The organism is Streptomyces sp. NPDC034099, from assembly GCF_055575415.1.
The window spans coordinates 88,875-107,573 of sequence record NZ_JBVISR010000008.1; the positions used below are offsets into that span (position 1 = coordinate 88,875).

The window sequence follows — 18,699 nt, forward strand, 5'->3', positions numbered from 1 at the left end:
CCGTGACCGCGCACTCGTCCCCGGCCGCTCCGACGCCCACGCCTCCGTCCTCGTCCTCGTCCTCGCCGTACGACTTCGACACGACGGTGGACCGGCACGGCACCTGGTGCACGCAGTGGGACTACGTCCAGGACCGTTTCGGCGTGCCGGACCTGCTGCCGTTCACGATCTCCGACATGGACTTCGAGACCGCCCCCGAGGTGCTGGCGGCGCTGCGCGCCCGTCTGGACCACGGGGTGCTCGGCTACTCCCGCTGGCGCCAGGACGACTTCCTGTCCGCGATCGTCCACTGGTACGCGTCGCGGCACGGCACGGACGTGGACCCCGGGTCGGTCGTCTACGCGCCCTCCGTCGTCTACCAGGTCTCGCGGCTGCTGCGGCTGTGGTCGCGGCCCGGCGACGCAGTGGTCACCCACACCCCGATGTACGACGCGTTCCCCAAGACCGTGTCGGCGAGCGGCCGGCGGCTCCTGGAGTGCCCCCTGGACGACTGGGCGGAGCTGGAGCGGCTGCTGGCGCTGCCCGACACGGCCGTGCTGCTGCTGTGTTCGCCGCACAACCCGACGGGCAGGGTGTGGTCGACCGGTGAACTGGACCGGATGGCCCGGTTGTGCGCACGGCACGGCGTCGCGGTCGTCAGCGACGAGATCCACTCCGACCTGGCGCACGCCCCGCACGTCCACCGCCCCTGGGTGCGGCACGGCGGCGACGGCCGCTGGGCCGTGGTCACCTCGGCGTCCAAGTCCTTCAACATCCCCGCGCTGACCGGCAGTTACGGGATCATCGGCGACCCGGTCTCGCGCGACGCCTACCTGCGGCAGCTCAAGGACGCGGACGGGCTCTCCTCCCCCGCGGTGCTGTCGCTGGTCGGTCACATCGCGGCGTACCGCGAGGGGGCGCCCTGGCTGGACGCGTTGCGCGCGTATCTCGCGGGCAACCTCGCGATGGTCGCCGATCGTCTCCGCGAGGCGTTTCCCCGGCTCGACTGGCAGCCTCCGCAGGCGGGTTACCTGGCCTGGATCGACCTGCGCCCGCTGGGCGTCGACGACGAGGCGCTGCAACGGGAGTTGGTGGAGGTGGAGAAGGTGGCGGTCATGCCGGGGTCCGCCTACGGCTCTCCGGGACGGGTACGGCTCAACGTCGGCTGTCCGCGGTCGAAGGCGGAGGCGGGCGTCGGGGCGCTGGTGCGGGCGCTGCGGCGGCTCGGTGCCGCGGAGCGGTCATGAGCGGCAGCGTTCGGAGCGGAGCAACTTCGTAATGAACATCGTTTTCATGTAGTCTCGGGGTCTCATGCCAGGCTCCACCGCTCCCCGAGCGCGCGCGGAGCCGGGCGGCCGTCTGCCGAAAGGACCCTCACCGTGGCTGTTCCCAAGCGCAAGATGTCCCGCAGCAACACCCGCCACCGCCGGGCCCGGTGGAAGGCGAGTGCGCCGGACCTGGTGCCCGTGACGGTGGACGGGGTGACCCTGCGGGTCCCGCGGCACCTGGTGCCCGCGTACCGGCGCGGCCTCCTGCGCCCGGAGGGCTGACTCTCCTCCCCCGCGTTGCGGGTGTGCGGGTCCCGGCGGAGACTGGCCGTGAGCGACGGCGGCCGAGAGGGCCTGGGCGATGGGCGAGTACGCGGACCTTCCTGGGGTCAGGACCTGGTACGAGACCGAGGGGACCGGCGAGCCGCTGGTCCTGCTGCACGGCGGTCTGTGCACCAACGACACGTGGGGAGCGCAACGCCCCGATCTCGCCGCCGCGTACCGCCTCTTCCTGCCCGAGCGGCGCGCGCACGGCCACACCCCGGACGTGCCGGGCCCGCTCACCTACCGGGACATGGCCGAGGACACGGTGGCGTTCGTCGAGACCGTCGTGGGCGGGCCCGCACACCTGGTCGGCTGGAGCGACGGAGGGGTCGTCGCCCTGCTCGTCGCCGTCGCCCGGCCCGACCTGGTGCGCGGGGTCGTGGTGATCGGAGCCAACTTCCGTCCCGGAACCGAGTGCTTCGCCGACCCCGGCATGCTCGACGCGATGACGCCCGAGGGGCCGGACCTGGCGTTCTTCCGCGCGCTGTACGAGGCCGTCTCGCCGGACGGCGCGGACCACTGGCCGGTGGTGGCGGCCAAGGTGCTCGACATGTGGCGCACCCAGCCGACGCTCACCGCGGACGACCTGGCCCGCATCCAGGCATCGACCCTCGTGATGTCCGGTGACGACGACCTGATGACGCTGGAGCACACCACCGCCCTGTACCGCGCCGTTCCCGGTGCCCAGCTCGCCGTCGTGCCCGGTGCCTCCCACCTGGTGCCGCTGGAGAAGGCGGCCCTGGTCAACGGGCTGATCCGGGACCACCTCACGCAGGGCGAGGTCGAGACGATGCTGCCGGTCAGGCGGGCGCACGCGCGCAGCGGGTGACTCGGCGTCAGGGGCGCGCGGCCACCGGGGTCACCGGGTCGAGCGCCAGGGCTGCGAAGGTCGCCAGCCAGTGGTCGGTGGTGAAGTCACCGCGCTCCACCGCCGGCAGGCCCGCCGTGAGATGCGCCCCGGCCGCCTCGTCCAGGCGGGCGCGGACCGGCCCGTCCGGCAGGGCGTCGGCGAGGGAGCGCAACGCGGCGGCCCTGCTGAGGGTCAGGCCGAGCAGATGGCCGATCTGCGGGTCGGCGTGGTCGGAGACGACCGGCACCTCCAGCAGCGCGCAGGAGGCACCCGCCCCGAGTGAGGGCAGGAAGCGGTCGAGCCACCGCGCGAGCCGTTCCGGCGTGAGGACCCTGCGCATCGCGTCGGCCTCGGTGAGCGCCGGGGACAGGAAGTCCTGCCCCGACGGTTCCCAGTGCGCGGGCGCGTCGTGGTCGTCGGCGAACCAGCTGAGCAGCCGTTCCCGTACGGCCCGGTCGGTGCCGGCCGACAGCTCCCCCGAGTCGAGGGCGAGGCCCAGCGCGAAGGCACTGTTGGGGTGGTTCCCGTGGCGCACGGGATAGGTGGCCTTCGGCAGCCAGTCGGCCAGCAGCCGGTCGACGGCGTCCACGGCCGGCTTCAGCGCCCCGGCCCAGCGCTCGCCCTCCGCACCCCCGTGCGCCCGGCACTCGGCGGCGAGCGCGAGCAGCCAAGCCCAGCCGTAGGGGCGCTCGAAGGAGGGCCGGTCGCGCAGGTAGGCGGCCTCGGTGGCGAGGTGGTCGGGGGTGAGGTGCCGGTCGAGCACGGCGACGGCCGCCGCGGTGTCCGGCAGTGCGGGGGTGCCGCCGTGGCGGCGGAGCAGGCGGACGAGCAGCCAGTGCATGTGCACCGAGGAGTGCCAGTCGTAGGCGCCGTAGAAGGCGGGGTGCAGGGAGCGGGGTGCGAGGTGCTCGTCGGCGGAAGTGATCAGGTGGGCGGGGAAGTTGGGGTACTCGCGGGTGATGTTCGCCAGGGCGAGCTGGGCGAAGGGGGCCGCGTGGGCGCTGAGCGGCATCAGTGGGTGGCTCCTTCGGTGACCTTGAGGTCCTGCTCGGCGGGGGTGCGGGCGGCGGTGGCCAGCAGGGCGCGCAGGCCGTGGGCGACGGTGGCGGGCGGCAGGGCGGGCGCGGTGCCGTCGGGCACCTGTTCCGGCGCCCAGGGCACGTGCGCGAACCCGCCGCGCAGGTGCGGGAACTCGGTGGCGATGAGGTGGCCGAGGCCGTAGGCCACGTGGTTGCAGACGAAGGTGCCGGCCGTGTTGGAGACGGCGGCCGGGACCCCGGCCTCGCGCATCGCGGCGACGCACGCCTTGACGGGGAGGGTGGAGAAGTAGGCGGCGGGGCCGTCCGGGACCACCGGTTCGTCGATGGGCTGGGCGCCGGCGTTGTCGGGGATGCGTGCGTCGTCGACGTTGATGCCGACCCGCTCGACGGTGACGCCGGGGCGTCCGCCCGCCTGGCCCAGGCAGAGCACCAGGTCGGGGTGCTCCGCCCGGACGGCGTCGCGCAGGGCGTCGAGTGCCTTGCCGAAGACGCAGGGCAGTTCGGCGGCGGTGACCGTGAGCCCGGCGGGCGGTTCGGCGGCCACCAGGGAGGCCGCCTGCCAGGACGGGTTCACGCGCTCCCCGCCGAAGGGGGCGAAGCCGGTGATGAGGACACGGGTCATGGGCGTTCCTTGCCGTGCGGGTCGGATGGCGGGGATCGGGGGCGGGATCAGAAGGCGAAGAGCGCCATGATCACGGTGCAGCAGCCGAGCAGGGCGACGCCCGTCGGCAGCTGTGCCTTGATCGGCCCGTACTGGTCCTTCAGTTCGAGCAGGGTGGCCGGGACGATGTTGAAGTTGGCGGCCATCGGCGTGCACAGGGTGCCGGCGAAGCCGGCCAGCATGCCGATCGCGAGGACGGCGGGCTCGTTGCCGTGCATCTGCTGGATGAGGACGGGCCAGCCGATCGCCGCCGTCATCACCGGGAAGGCGGCGAAGGCGTTGCCCATGATGACGGTGAACAGGAACATGCCGACGCAGTAGGCGAGTACGGCGAGGTACTTCGAGTCGTCGGGGAGGACCTTGTTCATGATGTCGCCGACCTGGTCGCCGACCCCGGCGGCGGCGAAGATCGAGCCGAGCACGGCCAGCAGCTGGGGCAGCAGCAGGGCGGAGCCCATCGCCTCCAGCATGGAGCGGCCGGAGTGGATCGGGACGGAGACCTTCTTCTCGCCGGTGACGAGCATGCCGACGACGAGCGCGGCGACGCAGCCGAGGCCGAGCCCGAGGAGGGTGGCCTTGCCCGTCTCGAACAGCCCGGACTCGTCGAGGACGGAGGCGCAGACGATGGCGACGAGCGGGATGGTCAGCGCCGGGATGAAGATCTTGTTGCCGAGCCGGGCGGCGGCGGCCTCGCGCTGCTCGCCGGTGGTGGTGACCGGGACGCCCTTGCCGAGGAAGTTGAAGCCGGCCAGCACGATCAGGGCGAGGACGGCGACGCCGAGCGGTTCGGCGGGCAGGGTCCAGCCGCCGTTGTCCGCGGTGGCGTTGGCGACTCCCGTGCCATAGGGGAAGGTGAGCCCGAGCAGGCCCCAGAACGCGGCGGACGTCCACCGCTTGGGGTTGCTGCGGTCCGCGGCCATCTGCACGGCCATGACCACGAAGACGAGGCCTATCAGCCAGTACAGCCATTCGACCTTGATCACTTGTCGGCCCCCTCGGGAAGCGGCAGGTCGTGCTCGGCGGCGGCCTGGGCCATCTCGCGCTCGAGCTGCCTGTCCATGAGCAGCAGCCGGGCGCCGTGGATGACGAAGGCGCAGACGGCCAGCGGGATCGCCCACAGGGCGAGCTGGGTCGGCTCGATGTCCTGGTGGTACGTGGAGTTCACGAAGCCGGTGATCAGCAGGATGGAGCCGATCGCGATGAAGCAGTCCTCGCCGAAGAAGACGCCCACCGTGTCGGCCGAGGCCGAGTAGGAGCGCACCTTCTCGCGCCACTTGTCGGACAGCTTGGCCCCGGTGGAGCGTTCGGCGGCGGCCTCGGCCATCGGTGCCACCAGGGGCCGCACGGTCTGGGCCGGGCCGCCGATGCTGTTCAGGCCGAAGGCCGCGGTGACCTGCCGGACCAGCAGGTAGACGGTGAGGAACCGGCCGGCGCTGAGCTTGCCCAGGCGGCCGATGAGATTGCGGGCCTGCTCGCGCAGGCCGTAGCGCTCGAGCAGCCCGATCACCGGGAGCACGATGGCGTAGACGGTGACCGAGCGGCTGTCGGCGAACGACCGGCCGAAGGCCGCGAGGACCTCCAGCGGGTTCATCTTGCCGAGCAGTCCGGTGACGATACCGGCGACGCCCACCACGAGGACGGGGTTGCGGCGCGTGACGAATCCGAGGATCACCACGACCACACCGAGGAGAACGATCATTCGGTGGCCTTCTTCAGGCATGAGGGGGCAGGGCACGGATCCGGAGCTTCGGAACGTGACTCATCGGTCCCGGGGACCATAGCTCCAGATGTGTGGCAGATGCACGGACACTAGCGATCGTTGAACGATCTAACAAGAGGCGAATTTCCTCGTCCCCGGAAGCGGTCACACAGGGCAGTCTCTTGTCGGATCGTTCAACGATCGTCTACTTTCAAGGTGTGATCGACCTCAACGCAGATCTCGGTGAAGGCTTCGGCCGCTGGACCCTCACCGACGACGACGCCCTGCTCTCCGTCGTCACCAGCGCCAACGTCGCCTGCGGATTCCACGCGGGCGACCCCTCGGTGATGCGCCGCGTCTGCGACCTCGCCGCCGAGCGCGGGGTGCGGATCGGGGCGCAGGTGTCCTACCGCGACCTGGCGGGCTTCGGACGGCGTGCCATGGACGTGCCCGCCGACGAGCTGGCCGCCGAGGTGGCGTACCAGATCGGCGCCCTCCGGGTCTTCGCCGAGGCCGCCGGGGCCACGGTCGCCTACGTGAAGCCGCACGGCGCGCTCTACAACCGCACCGTCCACGACGACGAGCAGGCCCGTGCCGTCGTGGCCGGGGTGAGCCTGGCGGGCGGCGCGCTGCCCGTGCTCGGGCTCCCCGGCTCGCGGCTGCTCACGGTCGCCGCGGAAGCGGGCCTCACCGGCGTCCCGGAGGCCTTCGCGGACCGCGCCTACACCGCGCGGGGCACCCTGGTCCCCCGCCGTGAGGCCGGCTCGGTGGTGACGGACGAGGACGCGGTGGTACGCCGTGCCGTGGCGTTCGCCGTGGCGGGCTCCGTCGAGGCCGTGGACGGCACGACGGTCGCGGTGGCCGCCCGCTCGCTGTGCGTGCACGGCGACACCCCGAACGCCGCCCGGATCGCGGCCCGGGTGCGCGAGGCGCTGGAGGCGTCCGGGGTCGGGATCGGGGCGTTCGCATGACGGACGACGGCCGCACGGCGCACACCGGGGCACTCACGGCGCATCCCGCCGGTCGCCACGCCCTCCTCGTCGAGCTGCCCGACGCGGAGCGCACCGCCGCCTTCCACGCCGAGGTGCTGCGCCGGCGCGCGGCCGGGACGCTGCCGCCGGTCGAGGAGATCGTGCCGGGAGCGCGGACCGTGCTGCTGGACGGGGTGCCGGACCCGGAGGCGCTGGCCCGCCGGGTCACCGACTGGGAGGTGCCGCCGGTCGCGGACGACACGGGTGCCGTGGTGGAGATCCCCGTGCGCTACGACGGGCCGGACCTGGCCGACGTGGCGGCCCGGTGGGGGGTCGGGCCCGACGAGGTCGGCGCCCTGCACGGCTCGCACACCTACCGGGTCGCGTTCTGCGGCTTCGCGCCCGGGTTCGGCTACCTCACCGGACTGCCCCCTCACCTGCACGTCCCCCGCCGGTCCACGCCCAGGACCCGCGTCCCGGCCGGGGCGGTGGCCCTCGCCGGTCCGTACAGCGCCGTCTACCCCCGCGCCACCCCGGGCGGCTGGCAGCTGATCGGCACCATGCCCGACCCACGGCCACTGTGGGACCCGGCGCGGGAGCGTGCGGCGCTCCTCTCCCCGGGGACGCGTGTGCGGTTTGTCACGGCGGGCGACGCGACCGCGACGGGCACTGCGGTGGGCGGCCCCGCGGTGGTCGGGACGGGGCGGGAGGCCGGGGCATGACGACCAAGCTCACGACTGTGCGCTCCGGGGCGCTCACGACGGTGCAGGACGCGGGCCGGCCCGGCCACGCCCACCTGGGCGTGCCCCGCTCCGGTGCGCTGGACGCGCCCGCGATGCGGCTGGCCAACCGCCTCCTCGGCAACGCACCCGACGCCGCCGTCCTGGAGACGACCCTGACCGGCTGCGCCCTGCGCCCCGACCAGGACGTCACCGCCGTCGTCGGCGGTGCGCCCTGCCCGGTGACGGTCGACGGCAGACCGGCCGCCTGGGGCGCCCCGGTGCGGGTGCCCGCGGGCTCGGTCCTGGAGGTGGGGGCGGCCACCGCGGGCGTCCGCTCGTACGTGGCCGTCGCGGGCGGCATCGCGGCCGAACCCGTCCTCGGCAGCCGCTCGACGGACCTGCTGTCGGGCCTGGGCCCGGAGCCCCTGCGGGACGGGGAGGTCGTCGCGGTGGGCATCCCGCCGCTGCCGGTGCCGCCGCCGGTCGCCGCTCCCTGGCCCGGACCGCCCGCCGAACTGGTCCTGCCGGTACGCCCGGGCCCCCGCGCCGACTGGTTCACCCCGGCCGCGCTGCGCACGTTCACCTCGGCCACCTACCGTGTCTCCCCGCACAGCAACCGCATCGGCCTGCGCACCGAGGGACCACCGCTGGAACGCGCGTCGGCGGGCGAACTGCCCAGCGAGGGCATGGTCCTGGGCGCGGTGCAGGTCCCGCCGGACGGCCGGCCGGTGCTCTTCCTGCACGACCACCCGACGACGGGCGGCTACCCGGTCGTCGCGGTCGTCCCGGAGCCCGCGCTGGCCGCGGCGGCCCAGGCCGCGGCCGGAACCCCGGTGCGCTTCACGCTCGCCTGACGGCCGGCGGGCCGGTCGCCGCGCCGACCGCGTACCAGAACAGGTCCGGTGCGTTGAAGGTGGAACCGAGGACCAGGCGGGCCGCCGTGCTCTGCCGGGCGAGGTGCGCGGGCACGTCGGTGAGCTGGAGGAACTCCACGCCCCAACTCACCGCCAGGGCCACCGCGGCGGCCTTCACCGGTGCCGTCCTCGGCGCCGCCACGAGGACGAGGGCGAACAGCAGCAGGGTGTACAGCGCGTCTCCGCCGTACTTGGCCACCTCGCCCGCCGCCACGGCCCTGAGCGCGAGTCCGGCGCCGACGATCACCGCTGCGGCCACCGCGGCCCCGAGGCGCCTGCGCAGCGCATGGTCCCGCGCACCGGCGCGGGTCGGGGAGGTGAAGGCCATGCGTTCATTGTGCGGGCCGTCCCTCCCGGTCCCCCACCGCCCCGGCATACGCGCCTGAGGGTCAGCAGGTGGGGACGTCCGGGAGCCAGGCGTCGGCCACGTCGATGAAGATGTTGGAGACGTAACCGCCGTAGTCGGGCAGGTAGGACCAGGCGTCGTTGCTGTAGCCGTCGTAGGTCACGAGCTGGCCGTGGACCTGGCACCGCACGCGTACGGTCGTGGGCCCGGGCAGGGTCGCCACGCGGGTGGAGGTGGTCGTCGCCTGCTGCCGGACGCTCACGTCCGTGCCCCAGGTCGGGAACGACGTGGTGTCGCCGCCGCCCTCGGTCCACAGGTAGGTGACGGTCACCCAGCCGTTGTCGTCGAGACCCACGTTGTAGAAGGTGCCGTCGGCGAGGTCGATGCCCGCCGGGTTGGCGACCTGCCGGCCGAACTCGTCGCGTCCGCCGTTGTACCCGTCCTCGTAGGCGGCCTGCGCCTCGGGAAGACCCTGCGGAAGGTCCTTCCACTGCTCGCGCACCGACGAGGGGTTCCAGTGGTCGTCGTGCGTGTTCCACGGGCCGACGTCCCACACCGGCGCCGTCTCGCAGCGGGCGGGCCCGCACACCTGCACCGAGTACTGGCCGCTGCCGTTGGGGGACAGGGCGCGGCGGGAGGGGAGCGCCACGAAGTGGTCGTTGGTCCGGATGACGTGCCCGTTGGCGGTGGTGTGCCCGACGAGGCCCTCGCGGGTGGCGTAGACGCGGGCGGAGAAGGCGGCCGCCCTGGTCGCCGGAGCGGGCTCGGCGGGGGCGCGGCCCGCGTCGTCCGCCGTCAGGGTCACCGCCCGTACGGCCGCGGTGGGTTCGCCCTTGGCGTTCCACAGGGTGAGCCGGGCCTGGACGTCGACGACGTCGCGGGGCAGTTCGGCCGGGGTGCCGGGCGTTGCCCGCCGCCACTCGGTCCAGGTTCCGTCAGCCGCGCGTCCGCGCACGTCGACCTCGACGCTCGCCGTGTCGGGCACCGTCGCGTCGAGGTCCACGGCGATCCGGTCGACGGGCCGGTCCACGTGGTGCGGCTCCAGTACGGCGGAGGCATAGCCGCGGTCCCGGCCGAGGGAGGCGGGGCTGACGGAGCCGTCCCGTACCCGCAGGGCGCCCTCGTCGTAGCGGACGTTGACGTCGTCGGCGCCGGTCGGGGCCAGGTCGGCGCGCCAGGACACCTCGGCGGGCGGGCTCGCGGCGTCGGCGGCGGGGGCGGGCGTGGCGGCGAGGGTCGTACCGGCGAGGGCGAGCAGGCACACCGGGCCGCTCAGGGCGCGGGTGGTGGGGGGTCTGCGGCGCGGGGCACAGCCGCGGCGCCGGAGGGAGGGGGTCAGCATGGGGGCACTCCTGGGGGCCAGGCGTCGTCGACGTCGACGAAGCTGCTGGTGGAGACGTAACCGCCGTGGTCGGGCAGGTACGACCGGGCGTCGTTGCTGTAGCCGTCGTACTCGACGAGGCCGCCGTGGACCCGGCAGGCCACGCGGACGAACGTCGGTCCGGGCGCAGTCGCCACCCGTGCGGAGTCGGCCGTCGGCCGCTGACGGACGCTCACGTCCGTGCCCCGCACCGGCCCTGCCCGGCCGGCCGTCCCCGGCCGCCCTCGCGACGGCCGCGGCGCCCAGTGCGGTTGGCGCACGTCTGGCGGAGGAGTCCGCAGGACACGTTGGGACGACCCGCTCTCCGGTGCCCACGGGGGGATCGGCCGAAAGGCCCGCGCGCCGCGCTCACCTCGGCGGGCTGATGCCCCGGACGGTCAGCTCCAGCAGGCGTCGCCCCTCGGCGGCGGGGTCGGCATGGCGCTCCGTGGCCAGGGCGATGCCCGTGACCAGCGCGAGAAGGTCGGCGGCGGTGACGTCCGGCGCCACCACCCCGCTCTCGACCGCGCGCCGCAGCAGCGGCTCGACAGCCCCTTCGAGCTTGACCGAGCAGGCACTCACCCGCTCCGGTCCGACCAGCCGGTCCTGGGCCAGCGCCTCGGCCATGCCCCGTGCGGACGCGGCGTACTCGGTGAACCTCTCCAGCCAGTCCAGGAGGGCGGCGCGGGCGTCCACCGTGTCCGCCGACGCGGCCGCACGGGCGCACAGCGCCTCGATCCGCTCGCGGAACACCGCTTCCAGCAAGGCGCTTCGTCCGGGGAAGTGCCTGCGCACCGTCGCCGAGCCGACACCCGCGACGCGGGCGATCCGCTCCAGGGATGCCTCGGCGCCGTGCGCGGCGACCTCGTCCTCGGCGACGGCCAGGATCCGGGCGTAGTTGCGCCGTGCGTCCGCGCGCTGGTGGTGGGGCATGGCGTCCTCTCGGCATTGCTAAACGGCGGGGCCCTCCGTATCGTACCCGGCAGCTAAGTGGCGGGCCCCGCCACTTATTCCAACCCCCTCACCCGGGAGGCTCACCCATGCCCGACTCCTCCGCACCCGTCCTCGTCACCGGCGCGACCGGCAAGCAGGGTGGCGCGACCGCCCGCGCCCTGCTGAAGTCCGGCGTTCCGGTCCGGGCCCTGGTCCGTGACCCCTCGACCGAGCGGGCCGCGGCGATCGCGGCCCTCGGCGCCGAGCTGGCCGTCGGGGACCTGGACGACCGCGACTCGGTGGTCCGGGCCGCCGAAGGGGCCCGCGCCGTCTTCTCCGTCCAGATGCCCGACTTCGAGCGCCACGGCTTCGAGGGGGAGGTCGCCCAGGCCGTCCACCTGATCGAGGGCGCGCGGCAGGCCGGGGTGCCCCAGTTCGTGCACACCTCCGTCTCGGGTGCCGGGCAGCACACGAGCTGGGTGAAGGACCGCTGGGGATGGATGGGGCCCTACTATGCGGCGAAGGCCGGAATCCAGGACCGGGTGCGCGAGGCGGGGTTCACGCACTGGACGATCGTCAAGCCGAGCTATTTCATGGAGAACCTGCTCCCCTCGGAGGCCATCGTCTTCCCCCGGGGAGTACACGGCGGCCTGGTGAGCCTTCTGAAGCCCTCGACCCGGCTGTCCCTGGTCGCGGTCGACGACATCGGTGCGACCGCCGCGGCCGCCGTGGCGGAACCCGAGCGGTTCGACCGGGTCGAACTGGAGCTGGCGAGCGACCTGCTGACGATGAGGGAGATCGCCGAGATACTCTCCGCGCACCTGCGCACGACCCTGACCCCGTCCGACATGACCGAGGACGAGGCGGTCGCCGCCGGGATGCCGGACATGGGGTTCGGCCAGGCGTCGCTCAACGAGTTCCCCCAGCCCGCCCTCCCGCGGTTCGCCCACGACCTGGGCATTCCCCTCACCCCCTTCAGGACCTGGGCAAGCGCACACCTGCCGGAGTCGGACTGACGCTGGGAACTCCGGGCGACACGGAGTCAGCTGTACAGTTCAACCTGTACAGCTCATCCTGTGAAGCCTAGTCTGGGGGCATGAGCGAGAACGAGAGCCTCTCCCCCTCGGCAGTCCGGGCCTCGCGGGAGGTCCGGGCGGTCATCAGCCGGCTGCGCCGGCGCATCCTCAAGGCCTCCGAGGTCGAGGATCTCACCCTGGGCCAGGCCTCGGTGCTGGCCCGGCTGTCCGACCAGGGGGGCGTCACGGCCAGCGAACTCGCCGCGACCGAAGGGGTCAGGCACCAGTCGATGACGGCGACGGTCACCGCGCTCGCCTCCATGGGACTGGTGGAGCGGCAACCCGACCCGGACGACGGACGGCGGCTGCTCATCACGCTGACCGCGGAGGGCGTCCGTCGCGTGGAGGAGGGGCGGCAGGCCCGCACGGAATGGCTCGCCGAACGGTTGCAGGACCGGTGCACCGAGGAGGAGCGCAGGACCGTGATCGCGGCCATGGCCGTGCTGGAGCGGCTGAACCGTGACTGACGCGGAGGCAGGGCAGTGACTGACGCGAAGGCGGGCCCGCGGGTCGGCACCGGGAAGCCCGGCTTCGACCGCAGACTGCTGCCGCCGATGCTGCTGGGTTCGGTGCTCAACCCGATCAACTCGACGATCATCGCGGTCGCCCTCGTCCCGATCGGCAGGGCCCTGGGCGCACCGGCCTCGCAGACCGCCTGGCTCGTCTCCGCCCTCTACCTGGCCACGTCGCTCGGGCAACCGGTCGTCGGCCGGCTCATCGACGTCTTCGGGCCGCGCCGGCTCTTCCTCCTCAGTACCGGCCTCGTCGGTGTCGCGGGCGTCGTGGGCGCCCTCGCGCCCGGCCTGGGCGTCCTGATCGGCGCGCGGGTCCTGCTCGGGTTCGGCACCTGCGCGGGCTATCCCGCGGCGATGGCCCTGGTGCGCAGCGAGGCCGAGCGCACCGGACGGGACAGCCCCGGCGGGGTGCTCACCGCACTGGCGGTGGCCAACCAGACCATCGCCGTCGTCGGCCCGCTCCTGGGCGGCCTGCTGATCGCGGTGGGCGGCTGGCGCGCCACCTTCGCGCTGAACGTGCCCCTGGCCGTCGCGGCCGTGCTGCTGGGGCTGCTGCGGCTGCCCAAGGCGAAGCCAACGGAGGAACCCACCGCGGAGCCCACGGAGGAACCCACCGCGGACCCCGCGAACGGGCCCGCGCGGCGCGGGAACCTGGCCGCCCGCCTCGACCTGCCCGGCATGGCACTGTTCGCGGCGATGCTCGTCTCACTGCTGCTCTTCCTGATGAACCTGCACCTGCTCGACTGGTACCTGCTCGCGCTCTCGGCCGCCGCCGGGGCGGCGTTCGCGGTGCGGGAGCTGCGGACCGCCACCCCCTTCATCGACCTGCGGGTGCTCGGCGGCAACACTCCCCTGCTGGCCACCTACGGCCGGGCCCTCGTGGCCTACGTCGTCGCGTACTGCTTCCTCTACGGCTTCACCCAGTGGACCGAGGAGGGCTTCGGGCTGTCTCCCTTCCACGCCGGCCTGGCCCAGATACCCATGTTCCTGCTGGCTATAGGGGTCTCGATCGTGTCGGGGCGCAGCACGGGCGTCCGGGGGAAGCTGCTGCTCGGCGCGGTCGGCCAGATCGCCGCGTGCCTGGTGATCCTCACGCTGGGCGCGGACAGCCCGCTGTGGATGCTGCTGCTGGTCGCGCTGATCTTCGGCGTCCCGCAGGGCCTCAACAACCTGGCCCTGCAGAACTCCGTGTACTTCCAGGCCGATCCGGAGCGCACCGCGTCCTCGGCCGGGCTGCTGCGCACCTTCGCCTACATCGGCTCGATGGTGGCTTCCTCCGCGACCGCCGCCTCCTTCGGACAGCACGCGGACACCGGCGGTCTGCACCGGCTGGCCTGGGTGATGCTCGGCGCCGGCGTGCTCTACCTGCTGCTCACGCTCTTCGACCGCACACTCGGCCGAGCGGCGGGGGCGGGCACGCGGGCATCGGTCTGAGCGCCCCCGAGGGAACATCGAGGACTCCGCCTTCCGATGCCCGTCCTCAGGGCCCCGGGTTGCCGGAGCCGCCCGCGTTCAGGTGCTGCAGCGCCTCGACCAGTTCGTGGCAGGCGCGCTCCACCGATCGTCTGGTGTTGAGCTGTTCGCTGATCACGGCGGAGAGCAGGAGAGCGGTCAGCCCCAGGCTCCCGTTGAACGCCTGGAGTCTCATCATCGTCTCGATGTCGGTCAGCCTGCCGAAGGAGCCGGCCTCCTGCCGGGCCACGACGGTGGCCGTCACCGACATGAACAGGGCGCAGGGGATGCCGCCCGCCAGCTGGAAGCGCAGGGCCGACCAGATCAGGATCGGAAAGCCCAGGAACAGCAGGCTGACCGAGCTGTACATGATCAGCGGGACCACGGCGCACACGACCACGGTGAGCCCGACGGCCTCGGTCCAGCGCACGGACGGGGGCGGCAGGCGAGCGCGGTACAGCAGGAGCAGCAGCGGGGTGACGAGGACGACACCCATGGCGTCGCCGACCCACCAGGCCAGCCAGACGATCCCGAGGTGGTCGGTGGGGAGCTTGTCCGACAGCACGAGCATGCCGACGCCCGTTCCCGAGCTGATCAGCATCGCGGTCAGCGCCCCCAGGAAGACGAGGGCCAGTCCGTCGCGCAGGCGGCTCAGGCTCACGCGGAACCCCACCGCGCGCAGCATCAGCCAGGCGCAGACGGGGGCGACGGTGTTGCCGGCCATGATGCCGACGCCCTCGGCCCCGAAGGTTCCCAGGGAGAGCATGACCAGCAGCGCGCCCAGGGCGATGCCGGGCACGCACCACGGCCCGAACAGGAGGAGACAGGCCAACGCGAGGCCGCTGGGCGGCCAGATGGGCGTGACGACCGAACCGTCGGCGGTCAGCTGCTGCGACAGCCCGAGCCGCCCCGCCGCGTAGTAGCAGCCGGCGAGGAGCAGCGTCGCGCAGGCGAGGACGACCGGTCGCGGCCATGCACGGATACCCACCACAGCAGCCATCAGACACCGGTGCGGCCGGGTCAGCGAGGTGAGAGGCGCACCGTCCCACCCTCCGGCGTAACGCCCCGCCCGTCATGGCCGACGACGAGCACGGCCGCGTCGTCCTCGTGTCCGATCAGCTCGGCGTTCTTGAGCACGGCGGCCGCCAGCGCGTGCGCCTCCATGCCGACGGCGGCGGCGAGGCTCGCCAGCCGCACGACCCGTTCCAGGCCGTCGTCCACGCTCAGCGACGGCCCCTCCACCACACCGTCCGTGACCAGGACGAACACCCCGCCGGTGCCGAGCCGGTACCGGGTCACCGGGTAGTCGGTGCCCTCCAGGACGCCCAGCGGAGGTCCGCCCTCGTCCCGGCAGACCTCCGCCCTGCCGTCCGCCGTGGCCCGGACGCAGGGGACGTGGCCGGCCCGGGCGCTCTCCAGCAGGCCGGTCGCCGGGTCGTAGCGCATGAACGTGCAGGTGGCGAACAGGTCCTTGTTGAGGGAGAGGACCAGTTCGTTCGTGCACGCGAGGAGGTCACCGGGTTCGCTGGTCACCGACGCGAGCGCCCGCAGGCCGACCCGGACCTGGCCCATGAAGGCCGCCGCGTCGATGGCGTGCCCCTGGACGTCTCCGACGGAGAGGCCGATACGGCCGTCGGGGAGGGTGAAGGCGTCGTACCAGTCGCCGCCCACATTGAGTCCGGCGTACGCGGGTGAGTAGCACGCGGCCAGGTGGATGCCGGGTACGGCGGGCAGGTCCGCGGGGAGCATGTCGCGCTGCAGGGCGATCGCCAGCTCCACCTGCGACCGCCGCAGCTCGGCGAGCTCCCTCGCCTGTGTGGTCAGCGAGGCCAGCCGGGCGAGCAGCTCTTCACCGTCAGGTGCGGGACGCTTGCGGAACATGAACCACTCCCCGCCAGGCCGCCTCCCGGCAGGAGCCTCTCGGCCCCCTGGACAGTGCAAGTCTGTCACCCGGGACGGAAAAGGTCATGCGGGAGCCTTCGGGGGCGGCGACGGAAGGCTGCGCGACAGGCACGGCGCGGATGACCGGCGGGCGGGCCCTGCCGCCACGCCGGGAAGCGCGGCGCCGTGGCAGCGGGTGACGGGTGGTGCGCACCACGCCGGGGAACGCGGCGGCCCGGATGCGAGCGGCCACGGATACGTCCCGCCGGGCAGCACGGCCCCACGGGCGCGCCCCGCCCCGCCGGAAAGCGCGGCGGGTTCCGTACCCTTGCCGCATGCGCATGCGGCCCACTTTGAGCTGGACCCCGGGAGCGGACCTGCCGCCGGGCACCACGGACCTGGCGCCCGTCGCCGAGGCGCTGCGCGCCGGGGGTGTGCTGGTGCTCAGCGGGGCGGGCATCTCGACGGAGTCGGGCATCCCCGACTACCGGGGCGAGGGCGGGAGCCTGAGCCGGCACACGCCGATGACCTACCAGGACTTCACCGGCTCGCCCGAGGCCCGCCGCCGGTACTGGGCGCGCAGCCACCTCGGCTGGCGCACCTTCGGCCGGGCCCGCCCCAACGCGGGACACCGGTCGGTGGCGGCGTTCGGGCGGCACGGTCTGCTCACCGGCGTGATCACCCAGAACGTCGACGGACTGCACCAGGCCGCGGGCAGCGAGGGCGTCGTGGAGCTCCACGGCAGCCTGGACCGGGTCCTCTGCCTGACCTGCGGCGACCTCAGCCCCCGCCGCGAACTCGCCCGGCGCCTGGAGGAGGCCAACGCGGGCTTCGCGCCGGTGGCCGCCGGCATCAACCCGGACGGCGACGCCGACCTCACCGACGAGCAGGTCGGGGACTTCCGGGTGGTGCCCTGCACGGTCTGCGGCGGCATCCTCAAACCGGACGTGGTGTTCTTCGGCGAGAACGTGCCGCCCGAGCGCGTCGAGCACTGCCGCGAGCTGGTGCGCGCGGCCTCCTCGCTGCTGGTCCTCGGCTCCTCGCTGACGGTGATGTCCGGGCTCCGCTTCGTCCGCCAGGCAGCCGACGCGGGCAAGCCGGTCCTGATCGTCAACCGCGACGCCACCCGCGGCGACCGGCTGGCCGTCACCCGGGTCGCGCTCCCGCTGGGACCGGCCCTGACGGCCGTGGCCGACCGGCTCGGCGTCTCCGTAGAGGCCGCGGCGACGGCCTGACCAGGCAACCCGCGTCCCGCCGGGGAGCGGAATCTCCCCGCGCCACCCCCTTGACCGTGGTCCCCGCACTCCATAAAGTCCTCGCACCTCACGAGGTACATCGATTAACCAATCGTTAACCGCTTGGTTGGAGACCACCCCTGTGCGCTCATCGCTGACGCGGCGCGAACTGCTCGCCGCCGGTTCCGGTCTGGCCGCGGCCGCTGCCCTGCCCGCTCTGTCCGGCTGCTCGTCGTTGGCGTCGGCGGACTCCGACCCGGACACCCTCGTCGTCCACACGCAGCTCGGCACCACCGCACCGGGCTCCCCCACGTACCTCGCGGCCGTGGACCGCTTCCGCGAGGAGAACCCGGGGGTGAAGGTCAAGAACCTCGTCAACGGCGACGACCTCGCCCAGGTCTACGAGACCTCACGACTGGCCCGCAAGGAGGCCGACGTCGTGATGGTCAACCTCTACGACAAGACGCTGGCCTGGACGGACGTCGGCGCGACCGTCGACGTCAAGCCCTACCTCGACGACTGGGGGCTGCGCGGGCGCGTCCTGCCCGCCGCGCTGGCCGACTGGACCGACGACGAGGGCCGGGTCAGGGCCTTCCCCTACTTCGCCACGAACTGGCCCGTGGCCTACAACCGCGCCCTGCTCGACCGGGCCGGCGTCGACGCGATCCCCACCACCGGGGACCAGCTGATCGCCGCCGCCCGCAAGCTGCGCGCCAAGGGGCTCGCCCCGGTGACGGTGGGCGGCAACGACTGGACCGGCCAGAAGCTGCTGGCGCAGATCATCCAGACCTTCCTCTCCCAGGACGAGGCCCGGCACGTCTACACCACCGGCGACTTCGGCGGGCGCGGCGCGCGCCTGGGCATCGAGTACTTCACGCACCTGCGGGACGCCGGTGTGTTCGCGGACAAGGCCCAGGGCCTCACCTCCGACTCGATGACCACGCAGTTCAACACCGAGGAGGCGGCCGTGCAGTCGGCGATGTCCTCCGCCCTGGCCAAGGTGCCCGAGAAGGTGGCCCGGCACACGGAGGTCGGGGGCTGGCCGCTGGCCGACGGGGCGGCGCACGACGGTCCCACCGTCATCCGCGCCTACACCCTCATCGGCTTCTGGATCAGCCCCAACGGCGTCCGCAAGATCGAGCACGTCGAGAAGTTCCTGCGGTTCATGTACCGCCCGGACATCGTGGCGCGGTTCGTGACGGAGAGCGGCCGGGACATGGCCCTGCGCACGGACGCCGTCTCCACCGGCTTCCCGCTGGTCGGGGCGGCCCAGCGGCTCGGCTCCGAGGTGAGCCAGGTCCTGCTGCCCGACGTGTACGTGCCGCCCGCCGCCGCGCAGCCGCTGATCACCGCGACCAGCACGTCGTTCACCCGGGGCACCAGCCCGGCCCGGGTGCGCGCCGCCCTCGAGTCCGCGTACCGGTCCGCATGAGCCGCCCGGACACCCCCGGCTGCACCGTCCGGTTCCCCCTC

The 18,699-nt window shown here is 73.4% G+C and carries 21 protein-coding genes; 11 read left to right on the plus strand and 10 right to left on the minus strand.

Annotated features, from left to right (window positions below; all coding sequences use genetic code 11):
* Positions 1 to 2 precede the first annotated feature (2 nt).
* The 3 genes from ACZ56V_RS23075 to ACZ56V_RS23085 all read left to right on the plus strand — a co-directional run bounded on the left by ACZ56V_RS23075 (position 3) and on the right by ACZ56V_RS23085 (position 2,400).
* The gene (locus ACZ56V_RS23075; protein ID WP_398908856.1) at positions 3 to 1,226 is read left to right on the plus strand and encodes a MalY/PatB family protein; all 1,224 of its coding nucleotides are present in this window, start codon (positions 3 to 5) and stop codon (positions 1,224 to 1,226) included.
* A 132-nt stretch (positions 1,227 to 1,358) separates the two neighbouring features.
* Entirely contained in the window at positions 1,359 to 1,529 is a 171-nt protein-coding gene (gene rpmF, locus ACZ56V_RS23080) for a 50S ribosomal protein L32 (protein ID WP_398908854.1), read from the plus strand.
* 79 nt (positions 1,530 to 1,608) lie between these two features.
* Complete coding sequence (locus ACZ56V_RS23085) at positions 1,609 to 2,400, plus strand: alpha/beta fold hydrolase (protein WP_468944794.1); 792 nt, start codon at positions 1,609 to 1,611, stop codon at positions 2,398 to 2,400.
* A gap of 7 nt (positions 2,401 to 2,407) precedes the next feature.
* Here ACZ56V_RS23085 and ACZ56V_RS23090 read toward each other — a convergent pair whose 3' ends face one another.
* Genes ACZ56V_RS23090 through ACZ56V_RS23105 form a run of 4 tightly spaced genes read right to left on the minus strand, consistent with a single transcriptional unit; the run spans position 2,408 to position 5,821 of the window.
* Complete coding sequence (locus ACZ56V_RS23090) at positions 2,408 to 3,433, minus strand: DUF2891 domain-containing protein (RefSeq protein WP_468944797.1); 1,026 nt, start codon at positions 3,431 to 3,433, stop codon at positions 2,408 to 2,410.
* On the minus strand, positions 3,433 to 4,083 hold the full coding sequence (gene pcp, locus ACZ56V_RS23095; RefSeq protein WP_398908850.1) for a pyroglutamyl-peptidase I: 651 nt from the start codon (positions 4,081 to 4,083) through the stop codon (positions 3,433 to 3,435). Before pcp ends, ACZ56V_RS23090 begins: the two co-directional genes overlap by 1 nt.
* Before the next feature lie 47 nt (positions 4,084 to 4,130).
* Positions 4,131 to 5,105 carry a DUF979 domain-containing protein gene (locus ACZ56V_RS23100; protein ID WP_104630130.1) on the minus strand — a complete coding sequence of 325 codons (975 nt, stop codon included), beginning with the start codon at positions 5,103 to 5,105 and terminating at the stop codon, positions 4,131 to 4,133.
* Positions 5,102 to 5,821 (minus strand): DUF969 domain-containing protein, encoded by a 720-nt coding sequence (locus tag ACZ56V_RS23105; RefSeq protein ID WP_356366900.1) that lies wholly within the window; start codon positions 5,819 to 5,821, stop codon positions 5,102 to 5,104. The genes ACZ56V_RS23100 and ACZ56V_RS23105 overlap by 4 nt, the downstream gene beginning before the upstream one ends.
* A 218-nt stretch (positions 5,822 to 6,039) precedes the next feature.
* Between ACZ56V_RS23105 and ACZ56V_RS23110 the strand changes: the two genes are divergently transcribed.
* Genes ACZ56V_RS23110 through ACZ56V_RS23120 form a run of 3 tightly spaced genes read left to right on the plus strand, consistent with a single transcriptional unit; the run spans position 6,040 to position 8,368 of the window.
* Positions 6,040 to 6,792: a LamB/YcsF family protein gene (locus tag ACZ56V_RS23110; RefSeq protein ID WP_398908847.1), complete on the plus strand. Its 753-nt coding sequence runs from the start codon at positions 6,040 to 6,042 to the stop codon at positions 6,790 to 6,792.
* Complete coding sequence (locus ACZ56V_RS23115; RefSeq protein WP_398908846.1) at positions 6,789 to 7,514, plus strand: allophanate hydrolase subunit 1; 726 nt, start codon at positions 6,789 to 6,791, stop codon at positions 7,512 to 7,514. The genes ACZ56V_RS23110 and ACZ56V_RS23115 overlap by 4 nt, the downstream gene beginning before the upstream one ends.
* The gene (locus ACZ56V_RS23120; protein ID WP_398908845.1) at positions 7,511 to 8,368 is read left to right on the plus strand and encodes a biotin-dependent carboxyltransferase family protein; all 858 of its coding nucleotides are present in this window, start codon (positions 7,511 to 7,513) and stop codon (positions 8,366 to 8,368) included. The genes ACZ56V_RS23115 and ACZ56V_RS23120 overlap by 4 nt, the downstream gene beginning before the upstream one ends.
* Here ACZ56V_RS23120 and ACZ56V_RS23125 read toward each other — a convergent pair.
* From ACZ56V_RS23125 to ACZ56V_RS23140, 4 genes are all read right to left on the minus strand, one after another.
* Positions 8,355 to 8,756, minus strand: coding sequence for a DUF2809 domain-containing protein (locus ACZ56V_RS23125; RefSeq protein ID WP_398908843.1), 402 nt, complete (start codon positions 8,754 to 8,756; stop codon positions 8,355 to 8,357). The genes ACZ56V_RS23120 and ACZ56V_RS23125 overlap by 14 nt on opposite strands.
* 61 nt (positions 8,757 to 8,817) lie before the next feature.
* Positions 8,818 to 10,116 (minus strand): hypothetical protein, encoded by a 1,299-nt coding sequence (locus ACZ56V_RS23130; RefSeq protein WP_467380169.1) that lies wholly within the window; start codon positions 10,114 to 10,116, stop codon positions 8,818 to 8,820.
* Positions 10,110 to 10,331, minus strand: coding sequence for a hypothetical protein (locus ACZ56V_RS23135; RefSeq protein WP_398908840.1), 222 nt, complete (start codon positions 10,329 to 10,331; stop codon positions 10,110 to 10,112). The genes ACZ56V_RS23130 and ACZ56V_RS23135 overlap by 7 nt, the downstream gene beginning before the upstream one ends.
* 172 nt (positions 10,332 to 10,503) lie before the next feature.
* Entirely contained in the window at positions 10,504 to 11,067 is a 564-nt protein-coding gene (locus ACZ56V_RS23140; RefSeq protein ID WP_467380167.1) for a TetR/AcrR family transcriptional regulator, read from the minus strand.
* A gap of 107 nt (positions 11,068 to 11,174) precedes the next feature.
* On the opposite strand from ACZ56V_RS23140, the gene ACZ56V_RS23145 reads away from it, so the two are divergent.
* The 3 genes from ACZ56V_RS23145 to ACZ56V_RS23155 all read left to right on the plus strand — a co-directional run bounded on the left by ACZ56V_RS23145 (position 11,175) and on the right by ACZ56V_RS23155 (position 14,092).
* The gene (locus ACZ56V_RS23145) at positions 11,175 to 12,083 is read left to right on the plus strand and encodes an NmrA family NAD(P)-binding protein (protein WP_468944807.1); all 909 of its coding nucleotides are present in this window, start codon (positions 11,175 to 11,177) and stop codon (positions 12,081 to 12,083) included.
* Positions 12,084 to 12,163: 80 nt separating this feature from the next.
* Positions 12,164 to 12,610: a MarR family winged helix-turn-helix transcriptional regulator gene (locus ACZ56V_RS23150; RefSeq protein WP_467380164.1), complete on the plus strand. Its 447-nt coding sequence runs from the start codon at positions 12,164 to 12,166 to the stop codon at positions 12,608 to 12,610.
* Positions 12,611 to 12,625: 15 nt separating this feature from the next.
* On the plus strand, positions 12,626 to 14,092 hold the full coding sequence (locus ACZ56V_RS23155) for an MFS transporter (RefSeq protein ID WP_468944810.1): 1,467 nt from the start codon (positions 12,626 to 12,628) through the stop codon (positions 14,090 to 14,092).
* Between the two features lie 46 nt (positions 14,093 to 14,138).
* On the opposite strand, the gene ACZ56V_RS23160 is transcribed toward ACZ56V_RS23155, so the two are convergent.
* Both ACZ56V_RS23160 and ACZ56V_RS23165 read right to left on the minus strand, forming a co-directional pair.
* Positions 14,139 to 15,110 carry an MASE1 domain-containing protein gene (locus ACZ56V_RS23160; RefSeq protein ID WP_468944813.1) on the minus strand — a complete coding sequence of 324 codons (972 nt, stop codon included), beginning with the start codon at positions 15,108 to 15,110 and terminating at the stop codon, positions 14,139 to 14,141.
* Between the two features lie 20 nt (positions 15,111 to 15,130).
* Complete coding sequence (locus tag ACZ56V_RS23165; RefSeq protein WP_467380158.1) at positions 15,131 to 15,991, minus strand: PP2C family protein-serine/threonine phosphatase; 861 nt, start codon at positions 15,989 to 15,991, stop codon at positions 15,131 to 15,133.
* Positions 15,992 to 16,326: 335 nt separating this feature from the next.
* On the opposite strand from ACZ56V_RS23165, the gene ACZ56V_RS23170 reads away from it, so the two are divergent.
* Together ACZ56V_RS23170 and ACZ56V_RS23175 are read left to right on the plus strand one after the other, a co-directional pair.
* Positions 16,327 to 17,226 carry an NAD-dependent protein deacetylase gene (locus ACZ56V_RS23170; protein ID WP_468944817.1) on the plus strand — a complete coding sequence of 300 codons (900 nt, stop codon included), beginning with the start codon at positions 16,327 to 16,329 and terminating at the stop codon, positions 17,224 to 17,226.
* Positions 17,227 to 17,368: 142 nt separating this feature from the next.
* Positions 17,369 to 18,658 carry an ABC transporter substrate-binding protein gene (locus ACZ56V_RS23175; RefSeq protein ID WP_467380155.1) on the plus strand — a complete coding sequence of 430 codons (1,290 nt, stop codon included), beginning with the start codon at positions 17,369 to 17,371 and terminating at the stop codon, positions 18,656 to 18,658.
* Positions 18,659 to 18,699 lie beyond the last annotated feature (41 nt).

Coding starts and splice junctions, on each gene's coding strand:
- ACZ56V_RS23085 (WP_468944794.1), top strand. CDS start 1,609: ATGGGCGAGTACGCGGACCTTCCTGGGGTCAGGACCTGGTACGAGACC.
- ACZ56V_RS23090 (WP_468944797.1), bottom strand. CDS start 3,433: ATGCCGCTCAGCGCCCACGCGGCCCCCTTCGCCCAGCTCGCCCTGGCG.
- pcp (WP_398908850.1), bottom strand. CDS start 4,083: ATGACCCGTGTCCTCATCACCGGCTTCGCCCCCTTCGGCGGGGAGCGC.
- ACZ56V_RS23105 (WP_356366900.1), bottom strand. CDS start 5,821: ATGATCGTTCTCCTCGGTGTGGTCGTGGTGATCCTCGGATTCGTCACG.
- ACZ56V_RS23115 (WP_398908846.1), top strand. CDS start 6,789: ATGACGGACGACGGCCGCACGGCGCACACCGGGGCACTCACGGCGCAT.
- ACZ56V_RS23120 (WP_398908845.1), top strand. CDS start 7,511: ATGACGACCAAGCTCACGACTGTGCGCTCCGGGGCGCTCACGACGGTG.
- ACZ56V_RS23125 (WP_398908843.1), bottom strand. CDS start 8,756: ATGGCCTTCACCTCCCCGACCCGCGCCGGTGCGCGGGACCATGCGCTG.
- ACZ56V_RS23130 (WP_467380169.1), bottom strand. CDS start 10,116: ATGCTGACCCCCTCCCTCCGGCGCCGCGGCTGTGCCCCGCGCCGCAGA.
- ACZ56V_RS23140 (WP_467380167.1), bottom strand. CDS start 11,067: ATGCCCCACCACCAGCGCGCGGACGCACGGCGCAACTACGCCCGGATC.
- ACZ56V_RS23145 (WP_468944807.1), top strand. CDS start 11,175: ATGCCCGACTCCTCCGCACCCGTCCTCGTCACCGGCGCGACCGGCAAG.
- ACZ56V_RS23150 (WP_467380164.1), top strand. CDS start 12,164: ATGAGCGAGAACGAGAGCCTCTCCCCCTCGGCAGTCCGGGCCTCGCGG.
- ACZ56V_RS23160 (WP_468944813.1), bottom strand. CDS start 15,110: ATGGCTGCTGTGGTGGGTATCCGTGCATGGCCGCGACCGGTCGTCCTC.
- ACZ56V_RS23165 (WP_467380158.1), bottom strand. CDS start 15,991: ATGTTCCGCAAGCGTCCCGCACCTGACGGTGAAGAGCTGCTCGCCCGG.
- ACZ56V_RS23170 (WP_468944817.1), top strand. CDS start 16,327: ATGCGCATGCGGCCCACTTTGAGCTGGACCCCGGGAGCGGACCTGCCG.